The organism is bacterium (assembly GCA_023382385.1).
GTDB lineage: Bacteria > Electryoneota > RPQS01 > RPQS01 > RPQS01 > JABWCQ01.
In genome coordinates this window covers 152,443-176,729 of record JAHDVH010000005.1, presented here as the reverse complement: position 1 = coordinate 176,729, position 24,287 = coordinate 152,443, and the positions used below count along the sequence as shown (strand labels likewise).

The following is a 24,287-nucleotide window of genomic DNA, read 5'->3' as shown; positions in this document are numbered from 1 at the left end:
ATCAATGAGGCAAGTGTTAGGAGTGTGTTAGGAGAGATCTAAGCGGGGGCGACGTTCTGCGGCAGAACTGCAGGAAAGCGAGGAGAGATGAAGTTTGTGTTGGAATCTACAATACTCGCGGAGCTACGCGAGAGAGGCTTAAACCGGTGGTAGGGGAGAAAGGGAGAACAGCAGCTGGTAAGGATTCGTCTGTATCGCGCTGGCTTGTGTTCGCCCCGCGATCGGAGTTACTTAAGTTAGTTCAAGACGATAGGTGGTTTCTGAGTCGCCAAGACACTGAAGCGTGGGCGGTACCAACCACGACAGGGATGCCCGGGGTGTTCGTGCAGTGTCCGCGGCAGCAGATCCATACGGTCACCACCCGGCAACTGCAAGTATAGTGGTACGGCATCAGGTTGCGCGTTTGCGAGTTTCCAGCGAGCACTCTCTCAGTCGGGTGCTTGCCTTTACTGCATACCCTTTTAGTCAAAGGTGTCGGCAAGCTCTTCGCGCAAGCGCGGTCGTCTTCTACGATCAGGATTATGTCTTTGCGGGCGATGCTTCACCTCCGTTATCTGGAATAGTGACCGTAATCGTAGTTCCTATGCCAGGTTTGCTGTCAATAGTAAGGTCACCTTTATGAGTCTCAGCAATCCATTTTGCGCTCAAGATACCGAGTCCTTGTCCGCCGGACTTCTTGCTTCCTTTTCCTGCAAGAATGTCTGCGATTTCTTGTTCAGACATTCCCTTTCCCGCATCTTTTACCTGTATCTTCACTCCCTGAACTCCGCGGCTGGAGCGCTCCGCGGACACACAAACCGCCGCTTCTTGCGGCGACGCATCCATGGCATTTCCGATCAGATTCTCAAGCAGTGATTCAATCAGGCGGTAGTCAACCTGCGCAATGAGTGAAAATTCGTGCTTCTCGTGAACGACTTTAGCCTGCTCGAGCAAGTTCATTCTCTCAACGGTACTGTCAATTAAGGAAATCAAATCGTGGTCTTGCAGTTTTGGTTTCGTTGCACGGCTTACAACCTGAATTTGGCGAGCCGTCTGCAACATGCGATTCAGCTCACCGCGAACCCGGCCCACAAAAGGTTCAATATCTACTTCAGGATGTTGGCGTTTGAACCTGATCTCAAGGTTGTCAAGCGCCCGCTGAACCACTGCGATCGGCTTCTTGGTGTCATGCGCCTGAAACGATGCCACCTGTGCCCAGCCTTCAAGAACAAGCTTTTCGCGGCGAGCTCGGACAAAGGCACGGCGTGTTTTAATTGACCAAACCAATAGCCAGACGAGGCCGATACCTCCGAGAACGTAACCACTTGAAGCCAGAGCAAGTTGAAGTTCATAATATTGGTTTCGCTCCAAGTCATAGCCTGAATAGTCGCGGTCGGAAATCATCCAGATTCTTGCAAGCTCACGGCCCTTGATTCGTTGAGCGGCCTGAACTACTCCCTGAACTTTCTCTGAAATCAGACAATTTCCGTTTAGGTTATACACTTCAAAATGCCCGTCCGGAGTCGTTACCGGAATTTCTACCACTCCGTCGCCGTCGATATCCCACTCGGTTTGGAAATTTGCGCCTGCGTTCGTTGACCACAGGCTGTCCAGATTCTCGTTAAACACTTGCAAGGAGGACAAATATGTGTTTACAAGCAGCTTTACCTGACCGTCGGGCGACGATAATCCTGCTAAATAGGCACGTCTCTCCGGATGATAGACTCTGCGTTCTTTCACAATTTGTCCAGACGCAGCATCAAGCTTGTAAAGTGTTGTTGGCAGCTTATCCGGACTGTAAGAGGATACAAGTTCGTACGCCGAAGAATTCTGGCCGGGCGGCTTGATACTCGCAACGGTCACCGCTGTAAACGTGACGGGGTACTCTCGCCGCCACAATTCATTGCCGTGAATGTCAAATCCGAAAATGTATGCTATCGAGTCCGCTGTCGTTGCGCAGCGGGCACCGGTTGCAGGTGCCCCTGCCGCCCACAGTATCACAGGACTTTCAGGATTCGACTTGTCCAAAACCACTCCGTCCGGCGGAGCCGCCATCCAATGCCGCCAAAGTTCTTTTCCAGTTGCCGCCTCCACCATAAGCAACCCGCGAGGCATGTGTGACCAGCTTGAGAAGACTCGATACAGAAGCCCTGGTTCGCCGGATTGGCCAGCTCCGGAAACCAGACACACCGGCGTCATCCATATGTCCCAAAAGTCATTTCCACGCCAATCGTAGTCGGATTCCAGTAGAACAACGTCGGCCCCGATCCGGTCAAAATTCGGCCAGTCATACAGCCGGGCTCCCAACTTCGTCTTATCTTTGTAAGTTACACAGAGTTCATACGCCGCATCAGTATCAGATTGGCACTCAAAGACGGCAAATATCGGTGACTCAAAGTTCTTCACCGAAAGCACGTTGCTACGATCATCTTCGATGTTCAAGTGTCCAAGGTAAGGACGCATGCCGGCAGGATCTTCATTCTCCCACCTGACAAAGAGATCCCAATCCAAACTTGGCTGCCTCCATACAGTCATAGTGGGGATCGTGTTGGATGGAAAGGGCTCCGTTCGAACCAACGTGACATAGTGCTTTTGCGGCCACCACTCTGCGCAGTGCCCTGGCAGGACGTAGACTGCGACAAGAGTTCCGATCATCGCCAGACGGTAAACTGAGTGTCGAAAAAACGTTTGGAGCATGTACGTAAACAATAGGTAGTCTTGCCTGCTAACTACTCAGAACGACGCAAACTGGCTTGGTTAGAATGTCGTCGTTCTTTCAAGCTTGTGCAAGTGCCGAACCAGTCCTCCTCACCGATGTTATGGAGGGTATGAGGGAAGTCTACACCACAAGCAATTCACTTTGGCATTTCAATTCTGGATCACAATGGACGTTGAATCTGACGCAAAGACACTGAAATTGGAACTCAGTCTGTATTAATATACAGTTATTGACTGACTTTCTCTATTGTAACTGTGAATATTAGAAATTGCAACGTTCCTCAAAGAAAATCAAAAGCCCTTAGGATTGCTCCTAAGGGCTTGTTTTTTAGCGGGGCCGACGGGACTCGAACCCGCGACCTCCGGCGTGACAGGCCTAACATGTATCTACTGATAAATCATTGATTTAACTCGTCAGAGGAACCAAGTGCGACCAAGTGGGTACTGTTTGATCGATGCAAACGGGTCCAAGTGAAAGCAAGTGACGGCCAAGGGCAGGACCACGGGCTACAGATTGCGACTTTTCTACCCCCTACCCGACACCGCCATCATACTGGTCCTTTGTGCCAAATGCGCTGACAAAAACAGGACCCCAGCTTCCGGCATACTTCACGCACCGTCATACCCTTCCCAATCTCCACTTCCGCTTCCCGAGCTCGCGCCATACCAGCCTCCTTCACCCTAAATATACCACTCTTCTCTAACTTTCAAAGTGGTACAGTTTTCGGGGGCTAGATCATTGAAGTTACCTCGGAGTTACCTCTTAAGTAGAGAAAACACAATACAGTTACTTAGTTACCTAATCTAGAATAGGGTGTCATTACACGAATTCTCACTTTCATTCGTTAGCGTCATTACATGCTGAAATATGCGTTTATATAGACACACCCAAAAAATTTCAGGTAACTAGGTGACTTGTTTGAAAATACTCGACTTAATGAGGTAACCGGCAGGTAACTTGCAGCCGTTGGAGGTAACTTTTCAAAATCGTCCTTCAACAGGGCAAAAGTAGTAGTAGTAGTGATGCCGATCCCTGCGGGATCAAGTTCGCACTTCAAGAAGCAAATGTCACGAACGCACGAACATTCAAGCACGAACACCAATACTACTACTATTACTATTTTTGTTCTTCGGAGAAGAATCAATGAAGTCAACAACCAAATACTTCAAACGCCTGCTCGATCAGAACAGGCGAATGAAGCTTGAGAACGAGCTTCGACAACGGCGTTTGCAGGATCTGGACATTGATAACTACAAGGGCGACCCTGAAGAAATGCCGGACTGGGCCAAGGCTCTTGGAGAACACAATAACAACATTCGATCGGTGTGAGGCACGGCCTCACAAAAAGCATGCTTACCAGAAAGGCGGCAAGTGGAGATCATTGTGTTCGGTGTCTGTTTACCCGCAAGTGGTAAACAGTTCTGCGACACCCACGAAAAGGAATCATGAAAAGACCAAGGCAAAACACCCTGGTCAAAATTTTTTTGGGATTTTTTGTAGCGGGCCCCTTAGGGCCTCCCGAACGAGTCAGGACCGATTAACGAGCTCTACTGGATCCCCGCTGATAGAGCGTTTTCAGCACTTATTTCACCCCATCGAAATACGCACGCAATCACCGATTAGAAAAGTCAATAATGCAGCGCATCAAGAGCACACGATTCGCGTTGCCGTTTCAGTAAGCTAAAAAGAGCAGGCCAATAAACCTGCTATTCTATGTTCAGCGCCTACCGCAATAGACGTTTCGAAGATGTCTTATCAGAGCTTTGCCCGCATCTAAAGCAAGCTCAATTGGGATCTTTCGCCACACTGTTGCCTCCAAGGTTAATGAACGTTCACTATCTTCTTATGCCACAAAAAAGAGCCCCATGATTGTGAGCTCCTTTGAGTAAGTTAGGAAAGGCAAGCTACTTGAGCAGAACCATCTTCATGGTTTCAACCGCTCCGCCAGCCTTTAATTGGTAAAGATAGACACCGGATGCCAAATCAGATCCAGACCAATGCACGTCATGGAAGCCCGCACTCATCTGTCCACTGACAAGAGTAGCGACCCTCTGCCCAACGATATTGAAGACAGAAACTACCGCAAACTGTGCTTCGGGCAAGTAGTACCGAATCGTCGTTTCTGCATTGAAAGGATTAGGGAAGTTTGCTTCGAGACTAATTGTATTGGGAATTGCAGCGTAGCCGCTGTGAGACGCAGTCGGAGAACTGGGTGTGTGCCCTGCAAGCGCGTCCATCTGTCTAAACACTTCGTGAATACCGGCTACGTTCATTTGGTCCAAACTGCCACCACCACCATCGGCTCTAAATGCAGTTATCGCCAAATCGACTTCGGCAAACATGGAATCCGTTGCGCTGGTCGCTTCGGCAAGATTCGATGTATAAGTTTCCACAGCAGGGGCAAACTCTTCGTCTTCCACATATAGCCTCGTAGCGAATGATCCTGCGACAACTCCAAGTATGGATTCTTCATTGGCCTGCGAAAGGTCAATCAATTCGTCCTGCAACACATCAAAGCCATCGCCAATCAAACATTGATTAGCAAATAGTTGCGCGACGGATGGTGCTGCCCAAACGCTGTCAGGATATTGTTCAATTAGATCGCTCAGTAAAGCGCTGGACGCAACGTAGTCCCCGCTCGCCTGTGCTGCCATAGCCGAGGCAAACATCTGCTGTGTGGCATTTGATCCCACCCCTGAAGAACTACCACAAGAGTTCGCTGTAGGATCGGTCGATGTCCACTTGTAAACGTTCAAACTACTTGGATAAAGGGTTGCGAGGGTTAGCGAGGGATTCCAGAAGTTCCCACAGATGTATCGCTTGAGCGGCGATGCTGACAAATCAGCCATGAAATATCCGGTACTGCCCACAGTGAAGTTGTTGTGGCCGTCTTCAGTCAGTGGATAAGAATCCCACATATCAATTAAGTTCTGTGTATCGTTGAAGAACGAATTGAGTCCGCCAGCAGACGCAGTTTCAAGCACTGGATAGCTCTGATTGTAGAGTGCCAACTCGCCTTTCTGGTTGCTTTGGAAGTCATTACAGGCCAATAGTGGCGAGCTTCCAAAACATAGCAGCCCGTATCCTCCTTCACCATTACCATTACCAATAAACGCGCTTGAACTGATCTTAGCATACGAGTTCATCATCACCAGACCGGTTCCGCCGTTACCGGAAAACTCGCATTGATTAATCAAGGTATTTGCGTTTGCAAGCAAAGACGAGCCGTCGTGCTCGTTGCCGTTGATCTGGCAATCAGTTAGACTCGGTTCACCTGTTCCGCTCGGCTGATAGGCCACTAGGCCCGTTCCACAATTGGTGATTGTGCAACCGTCCAACACAATGTGTGACGCCTTGTGAGTTTCAATACCGGTTTCGGCGCCGTCTATTACGCAATTGGTTATCGTTGCGGAGCCTGTTAGGAAAATGCCTTCCCAAGCTGAGGACTGCCCAGCGTCAATCTTCTTGAAAGTGGCTTGGTCGGCGATGAGCGTGCCAACAACTAGCAACTGAGCATCGGGCGCAAACTTCATAACTGAACCGGGTTCAAGGTTGACTGTGTCGTTCGCTTCAATCGTTACAACACCTGTTACAATCCAAGTTCCGTCTACATAAGCGGGAAGTGGAATGTCAGGTCCAGTAATGTCAAACTCCCAGCGCTTGATTGCCGTGTGATCAATGTCCTGTGCATTCGAGTACGGCGTCTGAATCGTCAAATCTACTATTCTGTGAGTCTCTGATGTTGCGGCGACACGGATGTCGCGCATACCGTAGTCGTTGGAATCCGACCAGAGTTTGGTCTGACCTAAAACGAAGGCGGGCGGCATGTACGGCTGATTGTACGTCAGCAGCTGAAATGTTGGATTGAGTGAGCTGGCTTCATCAATATGCGCCCAAACGACGTCCGGCAAGACCGGATCTGCGACGATCTTGCGAATCGGACCATATTCGACCGTGTTTGAGAACCAGTGCGCGCCGTTGTCAACGGGCACATTCCAACGCTGTAACTTGCCGGTAGTTTCGGCATTGTCATGGCCCGCAATGTAGAGCGGCATGTCTTCGGCGATACCTGCGGAAATCGAGGTAACTACATTGGGATGATCGACTGGCCAACTCGATTCAGTGAAGTGATTGCCATTATCAAACGAGTAGTTGAGGTGCCTGCCGCCAAGCGGATAAAGTGCGTACAGCGCACCGCCGTCGGACGCAGCCAGCAAGTTCTCGGTAAAGCCGGGGCTCAAATCTGTGGGAGTTACCTCCCATCCACTTCCAATCTCTCTCCAGAATCTGTTGGCAGCATCAACCGGTGGCGCGAAAGAAATGAACCTCCCGTTTGTTCGTTCGGCAATATCATATACAACCGCAGGCCCACCGGTGGGATCTGCAAACAAAGGATGCTCAACCCAAGTCAAATAATCTGGGCCGCCCGTTTCCATAGCAACGGGACCAGCCGTGCCCTTGCGATTGAAGACGACGGCCGGCTTGTTCGTAAACAAGAATGGACGGATCACCGGTCCCGTCTCGTTCACGTCCTGCCGACCCAGGAAGATTGTCTTTGTTGACGCGCTGTTGCCGAACCAATTTTGAACTTGCACACAGACGGCTTCCGGATCCGGGAAGATCTCATCTTCCGAGCTATAGTCTATCAGCGCAATATCCGCAGGATTAATTGTGTTGCTGCCCGTTACCGCTCCCGTCCATGCCTGATTGTAATTTTGATAGAGATCGATCACAGTAGGATCATAACTGATTTCTTGAAGATCAAATTCCCAGTTGCTCGGATTGTACGCACCAACATAGCTTGCATACCAGCCGGCAATAGCAATCCTGTGCACCCCGTCGTCTTCATCAATACTAAACTCGCGCAACTCCGGGGTGCGGATCGCGTCGCTTGCAAAGTTCTCGGCTTTGTACCAGTCCGCTCCTTGATTCGGGGAGTAATACAAGCCGTCGCTGTTCGTCGTCAGCAAAGTGTAGTGGCCGTTGACCATCGGCCCGATTTCGAAGTCGTATGGAATGGCGTCGGGCAACGGATGTGTGAAACTGAAAGGCACCTCTTGCCAGTCAACGAGGGCATTGCCTGTGAAATCACCAAAATATACGGCTTGACGCGATTGACCGGGAAGATAAGCAATACCGAAAACGAAATTGTCCTTCATGGAAATCTGCAGATTCCATGTTTCTTCCGAAGCGACAGGGAGTACGTGCCATTCCGGAGAGACATTGCGAAGTGCGTTGGTCCAATATATCCCATGTAGAACAACGTGATCCGTCAAGAGCGGCAAATCATTGTCATCGAGAGCCTGAGTGGTCACGGTTACGAGCTTGTCCGGCGCAAAAACGCCTTCTATCGCCACGTCAGTTGTCGCAAGATTTGTTGGCATAATTGCGAGTGCGGGTCCATTGTTCGGCACGACCTCCCATGTCAGGCCACCATCACGACTCAATTCAAAGTAGTGGGTCGCGGTGGCGTCACCGATCCGGTCCAATCCTACCACAACATAATAACTGGATGTCGACCAAGGCGGGGCGATTGCACAGGTAATCGGCTGCGGATCGGCTGGCCAATCGGCTTGGTCCCAATACCAGGTGGCGCCTGCAAGCCCTCTAAACCTGTACGGAGATTCGCTGTAGAGTCCCCACACCGCTTCCGTTGCAACATCATTGTCTTGCCATGCACCGTGCGTGAAAACACTTGGATAAACATCCATTGTCCAAGGGGCAAGATTGGATCGTCTCATAAGCTGTTCGGTTAATCCGTTCGAGATGCCGCTGGATGCCCAATAAGCAGGCAGAATACCAGTCTCCACGGCATACCCCGGCTGATCCTTGGCATTGATGAAACGAAGGTTACGTTGTTCATGATGATCTTCTGAATGCCCGCCGATGGCGGTTCCCGTGGTGGCATGATTGACGGGAATCGAAAGGTTCGTTTGGCTCATGGCAAGACTCAGCATAAATATGCACGCCAGCACGGCCACCACTAGTTCATAGCTTCGTAACATGATTCCTCCTAAGGTTACGAATTGTCCCCGCCACAGCACTGCAGGGATCACTATTTTAGTATCACGAACTTCTTTGTCGTTGAATGTTGCGCCGAAAACACACGTGCGAGATAGACGCCCGTCGCGGCATTCCCGTCTAACAGAGCGATTGAAGCGGTTGGAACCGTCAACTTCTGACGCCACACCTCTTGCCCGAGGACATTATGCACGGAAATCTCAACCGAACCACGCACGAACCAATCCGGCGAAAGCTCTAAGTTTGGCGCAGTGTTGGCAGGATTTGGATAGAGCAAAACACGAAACGAAGCCGGGAACAGAGGGTTATCATCGGCATGCGTCCAGCCTTCCGTGACAAAGTGAAAGCTCCCGCTGTCAGGCAAGCGCGTTACCTGCTCCCACCAGTCTTCGGCTTCAAGCCAATAGTTGTAATAGCCCGTGTCCGGAACCGTCCACACTGTGTCATAGATGTCATCGCCAACATGACGTAGAATTCGACGCCATGTATTGCCGTCACGGTCTTCAATGATCAACCTCGCCTCGGACAGCGTATCATTGTCGCTGGCATGGATCGTAAACAACTGCTGACTCCCGACGCCCACCGTATCCGGCGGTGCAATAACTATCTGTATGACAGGATAAATCGTGTCCGGCGTGATCGTCCCCGCAACCATTCGGTAGTCAGTCGGATATTGCACATTACATCCTTGATCCCAATAGACGTCTATCCGGTTGCCCCGGATCTGACCATTTAGCGCGTTCAGCATGATGGAGCTGTCCGCGATGGCCTGCAAAGGATACCAATTCCTCCCGTGGTTAGCGCTGAACCGTGTCGTCACCCAATTGCCCCATTCAGGGCTGCGATGTTCCCAGCCGACCAGCCACAGCTTGCCCACGCCGATGTTTAGCGTGACATTCGTGCCAGACCACGGAATCACATAGGGATCCTCTGTCATCGGCACACAGCTCTCCCAATCACCTCCGGCATCAGAGGTCCGATAGTGTAAGGGCCATAGATCCAAAGAGATGCCGTCGCTAAAAATCCCCAAGATGCCTGCCGCTTCGCTGGCCGTGTCCCCCAAAATATCCATGACGGCATTGCACATCCAGTTTTCATAATACTCACATGGCAAGACCTCAAACGGCGTCCAGTTCTGGCCCGTGCTGTCTCCCGTGGCGACGTACATCTGGCGATCATGTCGCGACGGTGCCGGCTGGTCAATCAGCAGCCGTTTGGTTCTGGTGAAAGCGATGGATTGATCCAAGTCCATCAGAATGAAGGCAGCTGTGTCCACGATCACGGGCGGAGACCACGTGTCGCCACCGTCTGAGCTGAAGATCGTTCTGGTTTGTGCGTCATTGTGTTCGTAGTTCACGTACTTTGCCATCACGTCAAGGCCCGATGCGAATCCTCCCATATACATGCGATTTTCACGATATGCGCGGGGGGCGCTCCACGTCAGACCGCCGTCCTCGCTCACAAGGACCCAGCCTGCCCACGGCAATGGAATATCCTTGTTTACAAAGCAATAGAATCTGCCGGCGGAACCCGTCCAAATGCCATATGCCGCCGTGTTTCCATCGGTAATGGGAATCCACGGCGTGAACGTCTGCCCGTTGTCAAAGCTGGAGCAGACCAGAAGCGTGTCATGGACTTGATTCGGGGCCATACGGAACCCTGTGAACAACAGCGTGTCACCCATCGGAATCACCCGTAGCGTACGGATTCGCGGCAGCCCCGGCCAGCCGGTAAGGTTCGCCCAGCGCGGTTGTTCCCACTCGATCGGCGCCTGATGCTGGGCAAAAGTATTCGCAGTCGCAACAAACAAAACCGCGAACCCCACCCGCTTCAAAAGATTGAATACAGATAGAATTCGCGTCATGATCATGGTCTTCAAGATTAGTTCACCCATCTGTTTCCCAAGACCTGAGAACAAGAAAGGATTTCGATTTGACTTAGTCAATAGTCTCATTTTAGTCCTGAGTTAGGTTGAACTTGTATGCATGTGAGCGTAATCCCGCACCTGAGAGTGCGATATTACAGAAATGGCAATCACTTGCGGCGATTAATAATTTACAAAACCGATGTTGACTTCTCAAAGACCCAACGAAATCCTACCTCGTTTTCGAAGGGTTTACGTGACTTTCACACTAAATATGTGTTTTACGATGTGAAATAGCAACGTCAAGTGCGGACAATGTTGATCTCATTGTAGTTATGATCCCTACGGATTGTAAAAGAAGGGGTTACCCCCTTACTTTGGACTAATCAGCAAGGACTGTAATCGTCGCAAGGTCAAGCACAATCCTCGCAGGTATCATCTCATCGCAAACATACCGCTTCACAAGCGAGCAGATCACGCTCGCAGCCATCAACGGCGTGTAACAAATCGTCCGTGCCGTGCATGGTTCTTGAAGTGCTTGATCATCTGAGATAATCGAATGCGTATACTCTACGCGTTCTGTCTTGATCTGCGGTCTGACTGCATGCACGATAAGCGTTTCAAGTCCCATGCGTGCATCAATGTACAACTGCAGCTGTGGGTGATCACGAATAGACTTCCAGATAGTCTCGCGTGACTTCATGGAATCCACCGCCGAGATCACAATGCCAGCAAGCTGCCGACCGTCATACTGGATGCCAACAGTGTTTGGCAGCAGTCCTGTCTGATTCTCCACGAGAGTCGCAAATGCATCGGCCTTCAGCAGTCCAATATCAGAAATCCCATAAGCCTGATTGCTGACATTGTGAATGTCCACAACATCGGCATCGAAGCAGGTCAGCTGGCAGACGCCCATCCTGGCAAGATACAACCCCGTAACGCTCCCAATGGAACCCAGACCGATCAAAGAGACTTGTAACTTCGCAAGCTTCTCGGCATCGACAACATCCTGCTGTCGAAGAAATCTTGGATCTGTCATGGGCTCTCCTAAAACGGTTCGAGTTCATCGAGTTCATCCCTGTGCAATCCCAGCCAGTCCATCTCTTCCATCAGGTCTTCATCGGTAAGTGCGCCTCTTTCGTTCGCAGACTTCAGGTCACCGAGAAAGGACTTCTCCCGCGACCCCCTTGGGGCAATGTGATAGTGGGACTCCGTGACTTTGGCTTTGAACTCGTCAAAGCATGCTTCTGCCAGACCGTCCACCAATGGATATACTACTTCCCACGTGACATCTGCCAGATAGAGATGCGCTGGGTGGTATTGATCCAGACGCATCTGTGTGTCGCGACGCTTATTGACGACCAGGGATAGCAACCATTCATTATTGGCAAGCCCGCTGATGCAGGATTCATCCTGACCACTCCAGAACACGGACATGCTGCCGTGGGAATGTGCCCAGCATCGAAGCTTTCGGAAGTCAATACCTTTCGCTTCCAATTCGAATATCAGCCGCGCCACATCCGTTGCATCCATGTCGGTTTCTTCATAAGAACAGTTCTGTTTGACCAGATAGAAGTCCGTGACGACCAACGCCGTTGTGCGACCAGTCTCGGTGCTGATGACTTCATCGACGAGTCCAAGACAGCTGACCTCCCCCTTGGCAAAGTCCGTCCACAGCCAGAGCTTCTGCATCGCGGTCGCTTCGACTTGGATCTTGATCCCGGTGTCAACCGGCGGTTGCGGTGTCCTCTGCAGGTTCTGCATCGACATCCTCCTCTTCTTCGCCCTTCGGAGCGTTTGGACAGTGGTCTTCATCGTGATCATCATACTGCTGACAATGCTCACACCACCAGCAGGAGTCGCAGTTGTCGATCTCATGACCGTAGTCGTCACACCACGAACAGTACGGATCGTCATCATCGCTTTCTTCAACCCAATCAGGATCCCACTTCTCGATGCGCTGAAACGGATCACTGCTGTTGTAGGAATGCAGAAACTGATGCACCAATTGAAGCAATCCATGCAAATCAAGCTCACCAGTCAGTCGCGACACAAGGTTTCCAATGTTACCCCAACAAATGTTATTCGGATCATCCGTAACATGCGGATGAACATAGCCGTTCATTTCTGTACCGCCACTGATCAACACTTTACCTTTGTCGAGATCTACTTCAACCACGTAAGGCTCGAAGTGATAACTGCCGCCATCGTGTTCCAAAGTGATCGGATACGTCTCGGCAAGCACAGACTTCTCGACGACGTTGATATGCGAGTAGCACGATGGTACCAGCTTCATCATTTCCACGAATGCTCGCGTCGCCTTAGCCTTTATGAAGTCAGGCGCTTTGCTGAACATATTCAGTATCTCACGGTCTCCTTCGATCTTCCGCGACAACGTCATCACCTGCATGCACAGTCGTTCGAGTTCATACTTGCCATCGCGCAGTGAAACAGCAAGTTCATGCTTCCGTTCGGCGGCAACGGTTTGCATGGTGTCGATCAGGGATTCCCTTTTCCCCTTACGAAACGCACGGCACATGCGCGGCAGATGGGCATCAAGGATATTCGATGTCACATCGACACGCGGTGCACCGTACAGGACAAGCCAAGTCGGGGATACCTTGCCGACAAGCACGCCTTCCATCATGATGCTGTCACCGAACAGGTCCTTGCAGAATTGCGAATCCTTATCTGCGTTCACGCAGACAGCAATCCCGACTTCATGCCACGCGTGAATATCAAGCTCCTGCTTGATTAGCGTAATCGGACAATGCCACTTTTGGGCATGGAAGTCACACAGGGTTTGAATCCGTTGTTCAATCATAAGCGTTCCTCCGGAGGAAAGAGAGGGCCATGACCACGTAGATCACAGCCCTCCCTTGATAGGCAGGCAGAGAAGAATCCTGCCTACCAACCCCCGCCTTTCACTTGTGGCACGAGCGTGAGCACTGCCCCGTCGACCAGCACGTCCGAATCAAAGCACGGACTGCCGTTCAGGTGCCGGGTGTAACTTGAATCCTTCGGGAAACCGGCCTGCGAGATGGCCTGCTCCACCGTGGTGCCTTCACCAATTTCGATCTCCTTCGCCGACCGTCCTAAGCACAAGACCTTGCACTTCATAACCTTCTCCTGAATTGGGTTGATCAACTTCGCCGCCCCGCGACTGCGGGACGAACCTTGGTTCAACTTCTTATGCCTTAAATTCTCGACATGCACCAAAGTGTCTTACAGTGTCCGGTCGATTTGATGTTGAAACAATTCGACAATATTGTTAAATTGAAGGAGAGAGCTTATGACCCACGCAATCGGACAGTGGTCATGCCTACGCAGCTTCACCCTGAATCCTCATCGTTCACGTAAGAACCCTACCTGCAACCAGTATGAGTAACAACCGCACCAAGGACCCATTAGATCCACGGGAACTTGCCGTTCTTTCGAGGTCACTTGAGTATTTTCTAGAATACTGGGCTGAAGACCCGAGCAAGGTCGAAGCTCTGCGACAGGCCAAAATGTTTGGCATTGAACAGTTCTACCAACTCTTGCTTTCAAACTACATGGCCTTCTTTCGACAGGCAATGTTGTTTGGAAATTCCTGGGCAAATTTTGATTTCTCTTTTTCCTACGGCGACTTGATGAAGGTAACGGGAGAACACGCGGACCTCGTCGTGTTGAGTACTTCAGACACGTTTGACTTTAAGACTCTGGCGAAGCGGGCCGTAAACCTGCAAATAGCCGAGCGTGAAGGTGTGGACTATATTTTGGATCAATTTTCACCTAAGAAGAAGCTTGCCCCTGATGACTTGGTCTTTGTGCCCAGCAGAGTTATTAATGGACTTACGTATTGTTTCGTTCCAGTATTTAAGCAAAAGGCTCCGTACGATCACGATATTGATCCGCTCAACTCAAGATGGGGAACTCACGCAGTCTTTGATCGCTTACTGCGCCCACGGAAAGAAGATAAGACGTATAGCAGGGTGGTGATGCAGATTCTGGGGCATGGGCGACTGAAGCTCAATGACAAGGAGATTGTGCAGGAGGTTTGGGGTGTCATTCAGAGTGAAGGAAAAGCGAAACCCAAGTCGGAGCATTCTCTGTTGTCCAGTTTGGAACTGCGCGTATTCAGTCCACGAGCGGTGCTTGAATTGCTTGCGCTGTTTGTAAAGGAGCATGAGCGCCTGGAGTGGTTCGCGCAAGCTTCAAGTGGGCTTAGCAACCCAAGGTCGCGCGAGATTCGTACAGGCGGACTAGTCGGCAAGACAACCATTTTCCAGGAAGCCTGTCGCAATGCCGTTCGACTAGCAAATGTAGAGAAGCCGGTTCTAATTACTGGACCACGTGGCTCCGGAAAACATGAGTTTGCCCTTTTCATGCACGCAAAGAGCGCTCGTGCGCACCGCCAATTCATGCGCATTAACTGCTCCGAGTCCAAACAACCGGCGTTCGAGAACGATCTATTTGGGTATGCCTTGGAGACTCGAACGGGTGCCACAACTGAAAGACTGGGCGCATTCGGCCTAACGGAGGGTGGCACTCTCTTTCTCGAAGAGATATCTGATTTGTCCCTCCCGCTTCAATCCAAGCTGCTTCGGGCACTTGAAGACAAAAAGTATTTGCCCGTCGGAAGCACAAAGAGTCATAAGTTAAGAGCCAGCATTCTGGTTTCAACATCGAAGGATCTTTCCCTCGCGGTACGCGACGGTCGATTCCTTGCAGGTCTACACCTGCTTTTGTCAGGCGTACAACTGAAAGTGCCGGGCCTGTCAGAGCGCTTGGGTGACTTACCGGATATTCTGTTGATGGTAACTGAATCCGCAGCAATAGACATGCATCTCCCCGTCAAATCGTGGACCCCGGAAGCAATCACCGCATTGATGGCTTATCACTGGCCCGCAAACATTGATGAACTCCGCCAGACCGTCAACCAGTTGCTGAACTCTGTGGACGCAGATCAAATCACGCTTGACCATCTCAAACAGTTCGCACCAACACAAGTCGCAGAATTGCTTCGCGGATCCGAGTCAGGCGGGAAGAAACTGAAGGCCTTGGGTCCTGAGAAGTTCTGGTTCGAGTATCTCGAAGTCTACAAAGGAAAAGGTAAGGACATGGCCTCAGCATACGGCGTAACTGAAGGCGCAGTCTCACAGCACAAGAAGAAGCACGAGAAGTTTAGGCCGACCTAAACTGAATGCCCGGTTCTTTAGGCAATCCTAAAGAAGATGGTCGCGTGATGGGCGTGAGCCCTTGTTTTAGAAATACTTAAGAAATGGCTTGGAGTCAGGGTAACCCTGATTCACCTTAAGCCGTCAGCAATTCGCTGACGGCTTTTTCATTTCCAGGTGCTGCAGCGCCGCAATAAGTCGACCGGGCCAGGTTGCACAAACCCGAATCTGTGGGAGTGCGACCATGTTACAGAGACAGCCTTATCAGGCAAGGTACGAGTTTGAGATTCCAGGAATTACCAATGAGGTGTGCTTTGCAGACATTCGATTAGCGAACGAGAGTAACGATGAAGGCACGACCGCCAAGTTGGACCACCTTCAGTTTCAAGCCCAGCAAGGACATGTCGGAGGAACTCTTGGCTTCGACAACCATGTCGATATCGGTGAGCATGAGAGGATGTGTATCCCGGAACCGACTATGGAAATCGATGACATCGACAGTGACGAGTCAGAAACGCGAAATCACCTAATGCTGGAAGAAGCGTTTCAGAGCCTGACCGACCGATAGGCGACCGCAGTAGAGCTTAGGCTCGAAGGCGTGTCAGAACGGAAGGCCGCCGAGTTCATGGGAATCAAGCAGGCGACTTTTCAGGAGATTCTCTGGGGCAAGAACGGCATTGGCGGCGCTATCCCCAAGTTGCGCAAGTACTTCCAAAAACACCCTGTCACTTCATCATAAGTGTAAAGGTAGCAGAAAGCTCTTTGACAACGACAGATTTCCGACCGGGACGGATTCCCGGGTCTGCCACCACTATTATTCGCCCTCCGTCACCTACGACGGGTGGGCGACCTGAAGAATGGCGCTTCATGCGCATTTACCTAAACGGCATCGGCGGCCAAGATCGCCGAAGAAAGTCCAAACATGTTTGACAAGACTTTAATCCTTCCATGGGGACTGAGCTTTGAAGAATACTCAGGCCTCCTGAACTCCCAAATCGACGGCACATTGGGTACCAAAATTTTGGTTCAGCTGTCACCCCGAGAATCCGTGCTATTTCGCCAAGGCGACAAATGCGAGATCATCGAGGCGCTTGAGCCTGTTGTCGACATCTTGCAAGATTCGCCTATGCCGACGGGCATTGGGCGCGTGATGATTGACTATGCAGTTGTTCCGGGCTCACGCGGTTTCTCGAGCCTGTTCGGGCCGGCTCAGAAGAAGTGGCTGGTTGACGGCCGCTACGTTCAGGTTGGGTTCTCTTCTGGAGACATCGTTCTCGATGCAGACATTGACGCTTACATTGCCAATGGGCTCATCCTCTATGACTTCTTGGTTGAACGTCACGGCTCCATCGACCCGCGTGACCACGAAGAGGTTGAACTGCCGTACAACCAAGTGCGCCAAATGCTGATAAACATGAATGATGTTTATCGCCACAAGCTTACGGCGCTTCCCCGTGAACTTCTGGAGTTCCGCAACAAAGTGGCGGTGATGGCACGCGCCGCACTTGCCGGTGACGACCCGGTCGTAGCGTACCAAACGTTCCTAGAGCAGTCGCATGGGTATTTCCTGGGAACGCCGTTCGTTCAGTTCACTCACCCCAAGGACTTCTACACGATCGATGGCCTGGTGATGGCAGCAGACGCAGAAGCGCGTGGCGTTGGTTCTGACGGAATCACTTTCGTGCAGTACTCCTCGCTTAACGATGGCAGACCAGCCACCGACGCGAATGAACAGCCCGAAACGGACATGAACATGAAGTAAGTGCGCACGAGGGTGGGGCTGGGTTAATCACCTGGTCCCGACCTCCGGCACTGCCGCGAACGCGTTGGACATCGTTGCGGAGAGGGGGGCCGAAAGCGCTCCAAGTAATGGGCACAAAGGAGTAACACTGGAATGAACCAGAGTATTCTATTCAAGTCATCTGAAGCAGCCGAAAGACTCGGCATCAGCAAGACGACCATTCATCGCCTAGTCAAAGCGGGCAAGATGGAATGCGTGCAGCTTGCCAAGAACTCGGTGTACTTCTCGCAGCAGCAACTCGATGAGTTCATCGAGCGCCACAAGAAACGCCTTGCTCCGCGTCAAGTTAAGCTTCGAAACGGGCATAAGAAGAAGTAAAGCCCCAGGCAATACCTGGGGCTTAGGGAACAAAACCGGCACGAAAGGAGGTGAAACCTGTGCCATCATTGAGGAAACGAAAACTGAAATCGGGTGCGACGTACTGGGACATCAGATACCGCGTTGACGGTATCATGAAAGTCAGACGGATTGGTGAAACTGATCGTCGAACTGCTGAGAAGATCTACCACGAGTTCTGTTCTGCGCTTGCAGCAGGCGAAAGTGATGGCATGGATTCGCCACCTTCAATGTTGCTCAGCGAGCTTGCTGAACGCAGTCGTACGTTTGCCTTGTCGAACAAGAGTAAGAAGACTGGTGACCGTGAAGCCACTGCGCTTCGTACTCTCATTAACGCTGTTGGCGACCTAAGGATTGATGCGGTCACACCTATGATCATCGAAGAGTACAAGGTTCGACGACTGACAGAGGTCTCGCCTCATACACTGAACCTCGAGCTGAGGGTACTTAATACGGCGCTTCAGCAAGCGAAGAAGTTGAAGCTGATCCCCGAAGCCGCTCCGGGCAGATTTCAACTAGTGCGAACCCGTACGCCAGATCCGCCAGCTTGGCTTACCAAGGACCAGATAAAGCTCCTGCTTTCGCACCCAGATCCATTGTACAGACGGTTTTTGATCATAGGACTCAAGACGGGCTGCCGACGAAACGAGGTTCTTGGACTTCAGTGGTCTGACATTGACTTGCCAAGGCGACAAATTGTCGTTCGAGGAGAAACTGGAAAGATGGGCAAACGTCGGACTGTTCCGATCTCGGACACCTTGGCAGAACTCTTCATAAAGTGGCCCGGGGAACGATCAGGACTACTTTTCCCTGACTACAAGCCAGACAGTGTTTCCCAGAAGTTCCGAAGATGGGCACGTCAAATCAGCTTGCCACCGGACATCCACTTGCACAGCTTGCGTGCGACCTTCGCCTGTCACTTAATCGAGAAGGGCGTCGATATCTATACCGTCAGCAGGCTGCTCGGACACTCATCGGTGAAAGTCACAGAGAAGCACTACCTCGCCTTGAATCAAGAGCACGTTCGAACAGCTGTCAACCACCTCGATTTTGACACGGATGTGTGACCAAAGTGTGACCATATTGTGACCACAGAAAATCAAAAGGGTTTACCATTTCTGGTAAACCCTTGTTTTTTAGCGGGGCCGACGGGACTCGAACCCGCGACCTCCGGCGTGACAGGCCAGCGTTCTAACCAACTGAACTACGACCCCGGCTAAAATCAGACTTTATGTGGTGGGCGATGACGGATTCGAACCGCCGACATCCTGCGTGTAAAGCAGGCGCTCTGGACCAGCTGAGCTAATCGCCCCTGGCCGCAGGGCTGTCGCTCTTTTCGCGCGCCAAAATCCCCCACGGAATCACGATGCAATAGGCTATCGTCAAGATAATCGGCGACAACGTCAAACTTAAGAAACCATCATGCGGTGGTTGGCTCATCAATACGTATCCGAGCAAGAGCAAGACCAGCCCCGCGCCCAAAATCATGTAATTCTTGCGTGTAAACGGAACAGAAAAACGCGGAGCCTGCGGCTCCCTGCTCTTGCCAGCCTTCTCTGGCACGGCAACTGACTGTCCTTTACGCGGCGCGATGACTCACTCCTTACATGTTTAGACTTGCAAAAATAGTGTTTTCGGAGCTTGAAGTCAAGCTGCTCCGTCTCGAATTCGTGGCATAAGGCGACTCCCTTATGTTGTTTTTTATGCTCTTAGAAGAGCAAGGGTCGGTTGCCCGACCCCTGTTTGCCTCCGTAAGTCCTCTAAAGCACGTCAGGCGAGCGCCCTGAAGCTCTGCAAGGACTTCATGTAATTTGCCCGTTCGAATGCAGCGGGATCCGCAACCGCCCGCTGGCTCATCGAGCCGCGCAGGACGTCCAATGATTCGTAGCCATGTTCCTGCATCCAAACTTCGATTTCATCAACCAGTCGTGCCAAACGGTGAATGCCCCACTGATACAACGCCGAGCACATCATCACAACGTCCGCACCCGCCATCAAGAGCTTGATGGCGTCTTCGTGAGTGTGGATTCCTGAGGTGGCGGCAAAGCTGCACTTCAGATTGCCATGCAGAATCGCGAGCCAGCGCAGAGGCAGGCGAATGTCGGTAGATGTGGAGAGTTCAACGTGCGGTCTGACTTCCAATTCTTCGATATCCAAATCAGGCTGATAGAAGCGATTGAATAACACAAGGCCGTCGGCGCCGGCATCGTCACAGCGCTTTGCCATTGCCGCAAAGGCTGAGAAGAACGGCGAGAGTTTGAGCGCGACAGGAATCTTGACTTCCGACTTCACCGCTCGAAGTGTTTCGATGTAGTTATCTTCCACTTCGCTGCTCGAAGTTCCGAAGTCGGTCGCAAGATAGTAGATATTCAGTTCAAGAGCATCGGCTCCGGCCTGTTCCATCAAACGGGCGTAGTGTGCCCATGATCCAGGCGCACGGCCATTCAGACTTGCGATAATCGGAATATCGCAGGACTTTTTGGACTGCTCGATGAGATTGAGATATTCTTCGGGACCTACCAGAAAACGCTGTGGTTCAGGGAAATAGCTGAGTGCTTCACCGAAGCTCTCGCTGCCCTGCTCCAGCGCGAGGTGCAGATTAAGGCTTTCCTGCTCAATCTGTTCCTCAAACAGCGACGGCAATACGATGGCCGAAGCACCGGCATCTTCCAGTCGTTTCACTCCGGGTAAGTTCTGCGCGAGCGGAGACGCCGAAGACAAGACGGGGTGCTTGAGGGTAAGGCCTAGATAGCGTGTTTCTAATTTCATTTGGCAGCTCCTTCGGCAGCCGATTGACCATCGGTTGAAACTCCTGCCATCCGTTGATAGAGTTCCCAACGTTTCTTAACATCCGCTTCCGCAAGAAGCATGAGATGTTCAGCTTCCGCGGGGTTGCTGTGTGTGAGCATCTTGAATCGGGTTTCGGTATAAGCCCAATCACGCACTCGCGTCTTCGGCGGCTTGGAATCCAATTGAAGCGGTCGCTCACCCAGTTCCGTGCGACGCGGGTCATACCTGAAGAGCGGCCAGGCTCCACTTTCCACGACTTTCTTCTGCTGGCCGAGTCCCAGACCCATGTCAATACCGTGCGCGATGCAGTGTGAATAGGCCACGATGAGCGAAGGGCCATCGTAACTCTCTGCCTCCTGAATCGCACGGAGAGTCTGCAAATCATTCGCGCCGAAGGCCACTTGAGCAACATACACATTGCCGTAATTCATGGCCATCATGGCAAGGTCTTTACGCGGCACTGGTTTGCCACCATAAGCAAACTTGGCAACTGCGCCGAGCGGAGTGGCCTTTGAACACTGGCCGCCTGTGTTTGAGTAAACACCGGTATCGAGCACCATGATGTTGACGTTGCGTCCCATTGAAATTACATGGTCGAGACCGCCGTACCCAATATCATAGGCCCAACCGTCACCGCCCACAATCCAGACGGCATGCTTGACCAGCTTGTCGGCGAGTGTTTCAAGCTGGCGGGCTTCAGGCTTCTGAATCTTCCTGAGCTTGTCCTGCAACGCCGCAACGCGTTTGCGCTGCTCTGATATCTCGCGCTCCGTAGCTTGAGTCGCCGAGAGCAATTCGTCCACAAGACCACCGATCTCGGGCTTCAGCCTTGTGAGAAGCTCCTGTGCGAACTCAGTCTGCTTATCCAATGTTACTCGGAAACCAAGCCCGAACTCCGCATTGTCTTCGAACAGCGAGTTTGCCCAAGCAGGGCCGCGGCCTTCGGCGTTCATCGAGTACGGTGTTGTCGGGAGGTTGGCGCCATAAATCGACGAACAACCCGTCGCATTCGCGAGCATCATCCGGTCGCCGTAGAGTTGTGTCAAGAGCTTGATGTACGGCGTTTCGCCACAGCCGGAGCAGGCTCCGGAAAACTCGAAGAGTGGTTCAAGTAGCTGCGCACCTTTAACCGTATTGATGCGAATCTCTTCGCGCGGAACGTTCTTCAGTGTTAAGAAGTAACTCCAGTTTTCGCGTTCCCGTTCCCGCACTTCCTGCAGTGGAACCAGATTGATTGCCTTGCGTTTCGGCTCCCGCTTGTTCTTAGCGGGACAGACGTCCACACAGAGCCCGCAACCGGTACAATCTTCAGGTGCCACCTGTAAAGCATATAGCAAATTGTCGCCCGGCAGATCCGTACCTCCGTAGGTCATTGTCTGGAACTCTGCTGGACGCTTTCCGTTGACTTCGGCACTTGGTGTAACCTTGGAGCGAATGGCCGCGTGCGGACAAACCATGACACACTTGTTGCACTGGATACACCACTCGGGGTCCCAGATTGGCACTTCAAGAGCAATTGCCCGTTTTTCCCAGATCGAAGTTGACAGTGGGAAAGTGCCATCCGGCGGAAACGCGGAAACCGGCAAGTTATCGCCGTTGCCCTCGATAATCTTGGCAAGCACGTTTTGCACAAAGTCGGGAGCTTCCGGGGATACGACGGGTGGGCGCTTGTGCGTCGCGGACGCCGTTCCGGGAACAGGCACTTCATGCAAGTTCGCGAGAGTGCTGTCCACCGCGGCGAAGTTCATCTCAACAATTCGTTCACCCTTCTTTTCATAGGTCTTCCGAATCGTCTTCTTGATTGCGGCAATCGCCTCTTCGCGGGGGAGCACTCCGGAAATCGCGAAGAAGCAGGTCTGCATGATCGTGTTGATGCGGCCACCCATACCCGTATCGCGCGCAACGCTGTACGCATCTATACAGTAGACTTTCAGCTTCTTTTGGACGATATCGTTCTGCACTTCCAGTGGAAGAGTGTTCCATACCTTATCCGGCGGGATTGCCGTATTCAACAGGAAGGTCGCTCCCTGTTGCGCATCGCTCAGCATATCATACTTCTCAAGAAACCCGGGCTGGTGGCACGCGACGAATTTCGGGCTGCTCACCAGATAGGTGGAGCGAATCTCACGCGGACCGAAGCGCAGGTGCGACACCGTTATCGCGCCAGATTTCTTCGAGTCGTAAACGAAGTAGCCTTGGGCAAACAGGTCTGTTTCATCGCCAATAATCTTAATCGAGTTCTTGTTTGCGCCGACTGTTCCGTCCGCACCAAGTCCGTAGAATCGTGCCCGGAACACATCCTCAGGTTCGACAGAGAAATCTTTATCGAAGGCCAGACTAAGATTGCTGACATCGTCCTCAATACCGACCGTGAAGTGATGTTTCGGCGACTTACCAGCGATGTTGTCGAACACCGCCTTCACCATTCCGGGCGTGAATTCCTTGGAGGAAAGTCCGTAGCGCCCTCCGACCACTCGCGGTTGAATAGCGCCGGAATCGAGCGCCAGTTGCTCGGCGAGCGCGCAAACGACGTCGGCATAAAGCGGCTCACCCAATGCGCCCGGCTCTTTTGTGCGATCGAGCACGGCGATGGACTTCACCGACTTTGGCAAGGCTGCCACAAAGTGTTCCGCGGAAAACGGACGATACAGCCGAACTTTCAGCAAACCAACCTTTTCGCCTTTTCCGTTCAAATACTCAACCGTCTCATGCACGGCATCTGCGCCCGAACCCATTATCACTATGACGCGCTCAGCGTCCGGAGCGCCGTAGAACTCATAGAGTTTGTAGGCACGACCGACACGAGCGGCAAAGCGATCCATCACGCGCTGAACGATGTCAGGACAAGCCTTGTAGTATGGATTGCAGGCTTCGCGTGCCTGGAAGAACACGTCCGGATTCTGGGCTGTGCCCCGGATGACAGGGTGATTTGGAGAAAGAGCGCGAGCACGATGAGCAAAGACCAGCTCATCGTTAATGAGCGCCCGCAAGTCATCATCTTCCAGCTGCAAGAGCTTTTGAACTTCGTGGCTCGTACGGAAGCCGTCAAAGAAGTGCAAAAAGGGAATCCGACTCTCAAGAGTCGCAGCCGTCGCGATCAGCGCTTGGTCGTGAGCCTCTTGAACGTTGGTCGAAGCCAGCATCGCCCACCCTGTCGTGCGAACCGCCATCACGTCACTGTGATCCCCGAAAATGGAGAGCGCGTGTGTCGCAATCGTTCGCGCCGTTACATGGAAGACAGTGCTGGTCAATTCGCCCGCTATCTTAAACATGTTCGGGATCATCAGGAGCAAACCCTGGGATGCGGTAAACGTCGTCGTCAGCGCGCCTGACTGCAAAGAGCCATGCACCGCACCGGCAGCGCCACCCTCGCTCTGCATTTCGATTACTGTGGGTACCGTGCCCCAAATGTTTTTCATTCCACGCGCCGACCACTCGTCCGCCAATTCTCCCATGCTGGATGAAGGCGTTATCGGGTAGATCGCGCAGACTTCTGCAAGACGGTGAGCAACATTGGCCACAGCCTCGTTGCCATCCACCGTCACGTAATTCTTATTCATGAAACAGACTCAATTAGATTGGCCGCAACAACGCGTTGCGGCCATGTATTGGATTCGG

17 protein-coding genes and 2 tRNA genes are annotated in these 24,287 nt (G+C 51.9%); 7 read left to right on the top strand and 12 right to left on the bottom strand.

Features of this window, described 5'->3' with window-relative positions; all coding sequences use genetic code 11:
* Positions 1 to 519: 519 nt before the first annotated feature.
* The gene (locus KJZ99_11510) at positions 520 to 2,676 is read right to left on the bottom strand and encodes a HAMP domain-containing histidine kinase (GenBank protein ID MCL4306533.1); all 2,157 of its coding nucleotides are present in this window, start codon (positions 2,674 to 2,676) and stop codon (positions 520 to 522) included.
* 1,165 nt (positions 2,677 to 3,841) lie between these two features.
* Here KJZ99_11510 and KJZ99_11505 point away from each other — a divergent pair.
* A complete protein-coding gene (locus tag KJZ99_11505) occupies positions 3,842 to 4,027 on the top strand; it encodes a hypothetical protein (protein ID MCL4306532.1) in 186 nt (61 codons plus the stop codon).
* Between the two features lie 575 nt (positions 4,028 to 4,602).
* Here KJZ99_11505 and KJZ99_11500 read toward each other — a convergent pair.
* From KJZ99_11500 to KJZ99_11475, 6 genes are all read right to left on the bottom strand, one after another.
* Positions 4,603 to 8,703 (bottom strand): T9SS type A sorting domain-containing protein, encoded by a 4,101-nt coding sequence (locus KJZ99_11500; GenBank protein MCL4306531.1) that lies wholly within the window; start codon positions 8,701 to 8,703, stop codon positions 4,603 to 4,605.
* Between the two features lie 50 nt (positions 8,704 to 8,753).
* On the bottom strand, positions 8,754 to 10,613 hold the full coding sequence (locus KJZ99_11495) for a T9SS type A sorting domain-containing protein (protein MCL4306530.1): 1,860 nt from the start codon (positions 10,611 to 10,613) through the stop codon (positions 8,754 to 8,756).
* A gap of 352 nt (positions 10,614 to 10,965) precedes the next feature.
* Complete coding sequence (locus tag KJZ99_11490) at positions 10,966 to 11,622, bottom strand: ThiF family adenylyltransferase (protein MCL4306529.1); 657 nt, start codon at positions 11,620 to 11,622, stop codon at positions 10,966 to 10,968.
* An 8-nt stretch (positions 11,623 to 11,630) separates the two neighbouring features.
* Positions 11,631 to 12,347 (bottom strand): hypothetical protein, encoded by a 717-nt coding sequence (locus tag KJZ99_11485; protein MCL4306528.1) that lies wholly within the window; start codon positions 12,345 to 12,347, stop codon positions 11,631 to 11,633.
* Positions 12,310 to 13,407, bottom strand: a complete 1,098-nt coding sequence (locus KJZ99_11480) for a hypothetical protein (GenBank protein MCL4306527.1) — start codon at positions 13,405 to 13,407, stop codon at positions 12,310 to 12,312. Before KJZ99_11480 ends, KJZ99_11485 begins: the two co-directional genes overlap by 38 nt.
* Before the next feature lie 83 nt (positions 13,408 to 13,490).
* A complete protein-coding gene (locus KJZ99_11475) occupies positions 13,491 to 13,703 on the bottom strand; it encodes a hypothetical protein (protein MCL4306526.1) in 213 nt (70 codons plus the stop codon).
* 260 nt (positions 13,704 to 13,963) lie between these two features.
* Here KJZ99_11475 and KJZ99_11470 point away from each other — a divergent pair, with 260 nt between their 5' ends.
* The 6 genes from KJZ99_11470 to KJZ99_11445 all read left to right on the top strand — a co-directional run bounded on the left by KJZ99_11470 (position 13,964) and on the right by KJZ99_11445 (position 18,946).
* On the top strand, positions 13,964 to 15,763 hold the full coding sequence (locus KJZ99_11470; protein ID MCL4306525.1) for a sigma 54-interacting transcriptional regulator: 1,800 nt from the start codon (positions 13,964 to 13,966) through the stop codon (positions 15,761 to 15,763).
* 223 nt (positions 15,764 to 15,986) lie between these two features.
* The gene (locus KJZ99_11465) at positions 15,987 to 16,310 is read left to right on the top strand and encodes a hypothetical protein (protein MCL4306524.1); all 324 of its coding nucleotides are present in this window, start codon (positions 15,987 to 15,989) and stop codon (positions 16,308 to 16,310) included.
* A 30-nt stretch (positions 16,311 to 16,340) separates the two neighbouring features.
* The gene (locus tag KJZ99_11460; GenBank protein MCL4306523.1) at positions 16,341 to 16,481 is read left to right on the top strand and encodes a hypothetical protein; all 141 of its coding nucleotides are present in this window, start codon (positions 16,341 to 16,343) and stop codon (positions 16,479 to 16,481) included.
* A gap of 183 nt (positions 16,482 to 16,664) precedes the next feature.
* Positions 16,665 to 17,504, top strand: coding sequence for a hypothetical protein (locus KJZ99_11455; GenBank protein MCL4306522.1), 840 nt, complete (start codon positions 16,665 to 16,667; stop codon positions 17,502 to 17,504).
* Positions 17,505 to 17,636: 132 nt separating this feature from the next.
* Positions 17,637 to 17,861 (top strand): helix-turn-helix domain-containing protein, encoded by a 225-nt coding sequence (locus KJZ99_11450; GenBank protein ID MCL4306521.1) that lies wholly within the window; start codon positions 17,637 to 17,639, stop codon positions 17,859 to 17,861.
* Positions 17,862 to 17,920: 59 nt separating this feature from the next.
* Positions 17,921 to 18,946 (top strand): site-specific integrase, encoded by a 1,026-nt coding sequence (locus KJZ99_11445; protein MCL4306520.1) that lies wholly within the window; start codon positions 17,921 to 17,923, stop codon positions 18,944 to 18,946.
* A 73-nt stretch (positions 18,947 to 19,019) separates the two neighbouring features.
* Here KJZ99_11445 and KJZ99_11440 read toward each other — a convergent pair.
* The 5 genes from KJZ99_11440 to nifJ form a co-directional block, all read right to left on the bottom strand.
* A tRNA-Asp gene (locus KJZ99_11440) sits at positions 19,020 to 19,093 on the bottom strand.
* 20 nt (positions 19,094 to 19,113) lie between these two features.
* Positions 19,114 to 19,191 (bottom strand) — tRNA-Val (locus KJZ99_11435).
* Entirely contained in the window at positions 19,182 to 19,442 is a 261-nt protein-coding gene (locus tag KJZ99_11430; protein MCL4306519.1) for a hypothetical protein, read from the bottom strand. The genes KJZ99_11435 and KJZ99_11430 overlap by 10 nt, the downstream gene beginning before the upstream one ends.
* 207 nt (positions 19,443 to 19,649) lie before the next feature.
* Positions 19,650 to 20,648: a dihydroorotate dehydrogenase-like protein gene (locus KJZ99_11425; GenBank protein MCL4306518.1), complete on the bottom strand. Its 999-nt coding sequence runs from the start codon at positions 20,646 to 20,648 to the stop codon at positions 19,650 to 19,652.
* Positions 20,645 to 24,229, bottom strand: a complete 3,585-nt coding sequence (gene nifJ, locus KJZ99_11420) for a pyruvate:ferredoxin (flavodoxin) oxidoreductase (protein ID MCL4306517.1) — start codon at positions 24,227 to 24,229, stop codon at positions 20,645 to 20,647. Before nifJ ends, KJZ99_11425 begins: the two co-directional genes overlap by 4 nt.
* Between the last annotated feature and the right edge of the window lie 58 nt (positions 24,230 to 24,287).